The organism is Ruminococcoides bili, from assembly GCF_040093295.1.
GTDB lineage: Bacteria > Bacillota > Clostridia > Oscillospirales > Acutalibacteraceae > Ruminococcoides > Ruminococcoides intestinale_A.
This window is the reverse complement of sequence record NZ_JBBNJY010000072.1, coordinates 1-4,288: the sequence shown is the minus strand read 5'-3', so window position 1 is coordinate 4,288 and position 4,288 is coordinate 1. Positions and strand designations below refer to the sequence as shown.

Sequence of the window (4,288 nt, the reverse complement as noted above, 5' to 3'; positions counted from 1 at the left end):
CCGATCTTTTTATAATTGCTTGATAAAGCAATCAGCTAAACAATAATTTAAAAATACTTCTTCGGCATTAAACATAACAAAACATTCTTGCCATATAATCCTCACAAACAGAGAGAGCAGACAGCTGCATGCTACCTGCTCTCTCTTAATTACTATTAATGCAAGATAAAAATTTTACTTTTTAACATTAAAAGCTTTCATCTGTGGATAAACTGCGCTGTCGCCAAGCTCTTCCTCAATTCTTAAAAGCTGATTGTACTTTGCAACACGCTCTGAACGGCTTGGAGCACCTGTTTTAATCTGGCAAGTGTTAAGTGCTACCGCAAGGTCAGCGATTGTTGTATCTGCTGTTTCACCGCTGCGGTGTGAAGAAATTGCAGTATAGCCTGCCTTGTGAGCCATCTTGATTGCCTCAAGTGTTTCTGAAACCGAACCGATCTGGTTAAGTTTAATAAGAATTGAGTTACCGCAACCAAGCTCAATGCCCTTTGCAAGTCTTTCTGTATTTGTAACAAAGAGGTCGTCACCAACGAGCTGAACTTTGTCGCCGAGCTCCTTAGTAAGCTGTTGCCAGCCTTCCCAGTCCTCTTCGTCAAGAGCATCTTCAATAGAGATAATCGGATACTTTTCAACAAGCTTTTTCCAATGCTCAATAAGCTCTGCAGAAGTAAACTTTGTGCCTGCCTTTGGAAGAACATACTCGCCCTTCTTGCTGCCCTTCCACTCGGAAGATGCTGCGTCCATAGCAATCATAAAGTCCTTACCCGGCTCATAGCCTGCATTCTTAACAGCCTCAAGAATATACTGAATTGCCTCTTCGTCGCTTGCAAGGTCAGGTGCAAAACCGCCCTCGTCACCTACAGAAGTAGCAAGACCCTTAGACTTAAGTAAAGCTGCAAGTGCATGGAATACTTCCGCACACCAACGCAAACATTCCTTAAAGCTTGGAGCGCCTACAGGCATAATCATAAATTCCTGAACATCTACAGTGTTTGCAGCGTGTGCGCCACCGTTAAGAATATTCATCATAGGAACAGGAAGTCTGTTGCCTGAAATACCGCCGAGGAATCTGTAAAGCGGAATGTCAAGAGCAGTAGCTGCTGCTCTTGCAGTTGCAATAGAAACGGCAAGAATAGCATTTGCGCCAAGATTTGACTTATCTTTTGTACTGTCAGCCTCAATCATCGCTTTGTCAACAGCATAAATGTCAGAAGCGTCCATACCTGTAATAGTATCGTTAATTACTGTATTAATATTTTCAACTGCCTTAGAAACACCCTTACCGAGATATCTGCTCTTGTCGCCGTCACGAAGCTCAAGAGCCTCGAACTCACCTGTTGACGCACCGCTTGGAGCAGTACCTCTTGAAACAGTACCGTCAATAAGAGTAACCTCTGCTTCTACAGTAGGGTTTCCGCGAGAATCAAGAATTTCTCTGCCAACAACTTTTTCAATTTCCAAATAAGCCATTTTTACAATCTCCTTATCTTCTTATTCGCAGACTTCCTTCCGGAAGGTCAGCAGTGCCCTCCGGCGAATAGAAGTAGAGGATTCATTGGAAGTCCACATGATTTATTCAATTAGTTAGTTTTAACTAACCGAATACATTATATACTACACTCAAAATAAAATCAAGTATTTTTTTACAATTTTATAAAATTTTAAAAATGACAGTTTAATTTAATTCTTGCATGTGTTATAATAATCAGTGCTGTTTATTATAACAAAAGTAAAAACAGTCTTTTATGTGACAGATTGTTTTTGTATTAAAAGTTACGGAGTAAAAAAATGGGTAGGAAAAATATAATAAAATCTAACCGAAAGGTTATAGCTGAGGGATTGCGTGACGGTGTTCCTATTGGACTCGGTTATCTTGCGGTGTCGTTTTCGTTAGGTATTGCGGCAAAAAATGCAGGACTTAACTTTTTTCAAAGTTTTCTTGCAAGTTTGTTGTGTAATGCGTCTGCGGGTGAATATTCGGGTTTTACGGTTATTGCTGCGGATGCAACATATTTTGAAATGGCGGTAGTAACGCTTATTGCAAATGCACGATATTTGCTGATGAGTTGTGCGCTAAGTCAGAGAATAAAAAGCGGCACTTCACTGATTCACAGATTGTTGCTCGGCTTTTTTATAACCGATGAATTTTTCGGAATTACAATATCAAGAAAAGGCAGTGTAAATCCGTATTATACATACGGAGCAATAATCTTTGCAGGACCTTGTTGGGCGGTAGGTACGGCGCTCGGTACAATAGCAGGTAATGTTTTGCCGCTTAGAGTTGTAAGTGCGTTAAGCGTAGCGCTGTTCGGAATGTTTCTTGCGATTATCGTGCCGCCGACAAAGAGCAATAAACCTCTTATGGGAATAGTTATTTTCAGCTTTATTGCAAGCCTTGCATTTGCTTATCTGCCTGTGATAAGCGAGATTTCAGAGGGTACAAGAACAATAATTTTAACTGTTATTATATCCGCAGCAGCAGCTTTGCTGTTCCCTGTAAAAGATGAGGAGGGCAGTGAAAATGTCGCATAATCCTTATATCTACATATTTATAATGGCAGGTGTTACATTTTTAATCAGAGTGTTGCCTCTGACCGTTGTAAAAAAACAATTCACAAATCAATTTGTAAAATCATTTCTATACTATGTGCCGTATGTAACGCTTTCGGTTATGACTTTTCCCGCAATTATCAATGCTACGCAAAGTCCGATAGCGGGAGCAATAGCCTTTGCGGCAGGTCTTGTGGCGGCTTGGTTTGATGCAGGACTGTTTAAGGTATCGGTAATCTGTTGCTTACTTGTATTTGTTTGTGAATTTATAATTTGCTGAATTTAAAATGAAGGTTTGAAGTTTGTAAATTGCATTTTGGTAAAAAATGTAAATAGATTTCAAACCTTTTCGTTTTGCATAAATTAATGAAAACGGAAGTTGTTTTATAAAAATTTACCGCTTTAATTCGATAAAGGAATTGTAATTTTATGATTTTAAAAAATTGGTACAAAATATACTTTTATACGCTAATAATCCGACTTTAATTGTTGACAAATTACGATAATAAGTATAATATATACTTATAACACAATTTGCCTACTATGAAAGGAAGTAATATATCATGGAAAAGCAGAATATTGATTGGGCGAATATCGGTTTTGGTTATATGCCTACCGGTGAAAGATTTGTAGCTAATTATAAAGACGGCAAGTGGGACGAAGGTGCAATGACAACCGATGCAACAGTCACAATGAGTGAATGTGCCGGTGTTTTGCAGTATGCTCAAACTTGCTTTGAAGGCTTAAAAGCCTATACAACACAGGACGGAAAAATCGTAGTTTTCAGACCTGACCTTAATGCAGCAAGAATGCAGGATTCATGCAAAAGACTTGAAATGCCTGTTCTCCCGGAGAATATGTTTGTAGACGCAGTTTGCAAGGTAGTAAAGGCTAATGCAGACTATGTACCTCCTTACGGTTCGGGTGCAACACTTTATCTCCGTCCGTATATGTTCGGTATTGGACCAGTTATCGGTGTTAAGCCTTCAACAGAATATCAGTTCAGACTTTTCGCAACCCCTGTAGGTCCATACTTTAAGGGCGGCGCAAAGCCTATCACAATTAAGGTTTCTGACTTTGACAGAGCCGCACCGCACGGTACAGGTCACATCAAAGCAGGTCTTAACTATGCAATGAGCTTGCACGCAATTGTTACAGCTCATGAAGAAGGTTTTGCCGAGAATATGTATCTTGATGCTGCTACCCGTACAAAGGTAGAGGAAACAGGCGGTGCAAACTTTATCTTCGTTACAAAGGACGGCAAAGTTGTTACTCCTAAGTCAAACAGTATTCTTCCTTCAATTACCCGTCGTTCTCTTATGTATGTTGCAAAAGAGTATCTCGGTCTTGAGGTAGAGGAGAGAGAAGTTTACTTTGACGAGGTTAAAGATTTTGCAGAGTGTGGTCTTTGCGGTACAGCGGCTGTTATCTCACCTGTTGGCAAAATCAACGACCACGGCAAAGAAATTTGTTTTCCAAGCGGTATGGAAGAAATGGGCCCTGTTACAAAGAAGCTCTATGAAACACTCACAGGTATTCAGATGGGCAGAATTGAAGCTCCTAAGGGTTGGATAAAGGTAATCGAATAATTACATATTATCGAAAATATAATTATAAAAATTTGTGCCCGAGCATTCTGCTTGGGCACTTTTTGCATATGTGAGGTTTTATCAAGGGTTGAGATAATTATGGTTTAGCCGTTTGCTTGATAAAGCAATCAGCTAAACCATAATAGATC

At 39.6% G+C, this 4,288-nt stretch carries 4 protein-coding genes; 3 read left to right on the top strand and 1 reads right to left on the bottom strand.

Annotation, left to right across the window (positions count from 1 at the left end):
• Nucleotides 1-174 precede the first annotated feature (174 nt).
• Entirely contained in the window at nucleotides 175-1,470 is a 1,296-nt protein-coding gene (eno, locus tag AAAY30_RS11225; protein ID WP_487741497.1) for a phosphopyruvate hydratase, read from the bottom strand.
• Between the two features lie 318 nt (nucleotides 1,471-1,788).
• Between eno and AAAY30_RS11220 the strand changes: the two genes are divergently transcribed.
• The 3 genes from AAAY30_RS11220 (at nucleotide 1,789) to AAAY30_RS11210 (ending at nucleotide 4,139) form a co-directional block, all read left to right on the top strand.
• Nucleotides 1,789-2,532: an AzlC family ABC transporter permease gene (locus AAAY30_RS11220; protein ID WP_022235199.1), complete on the top strand. Its 744-nt coding sequence runs from the start codon at nucleotides 1,789-1,791 to the stop codon at nucleotides 2,530-2,532.
• Complete coding sequence (locus AAAY30_RS11215; RefSeq protein WP_195410132.1) at nucleotides 2,522-2,830, top strand: AzlD domain-containing protein; 309 nt, start codon at nucleotides 2,522-2,524, stop codon at nucleotides 2,828-2,830. Before AAAY30_RS11220 ends, AAAY30_RS11215 begins: the two co-directional genes overlap by 11 nt.
• Before the next feature lie 283 nt (nucleotides 2,831-3,113).
• Entirely contained in the window at nucleotides 3,114-4,139 is a 1,026-nt protein-coding gene (locus tag AAAY30_RS11210) for a branched-chain amino acid aminotransferase (RefSeq protein ID WP_022235201.1), read from the top strand.
• Nucleotides 4,140-4,288: the final 149 nt, after the last annotated feature.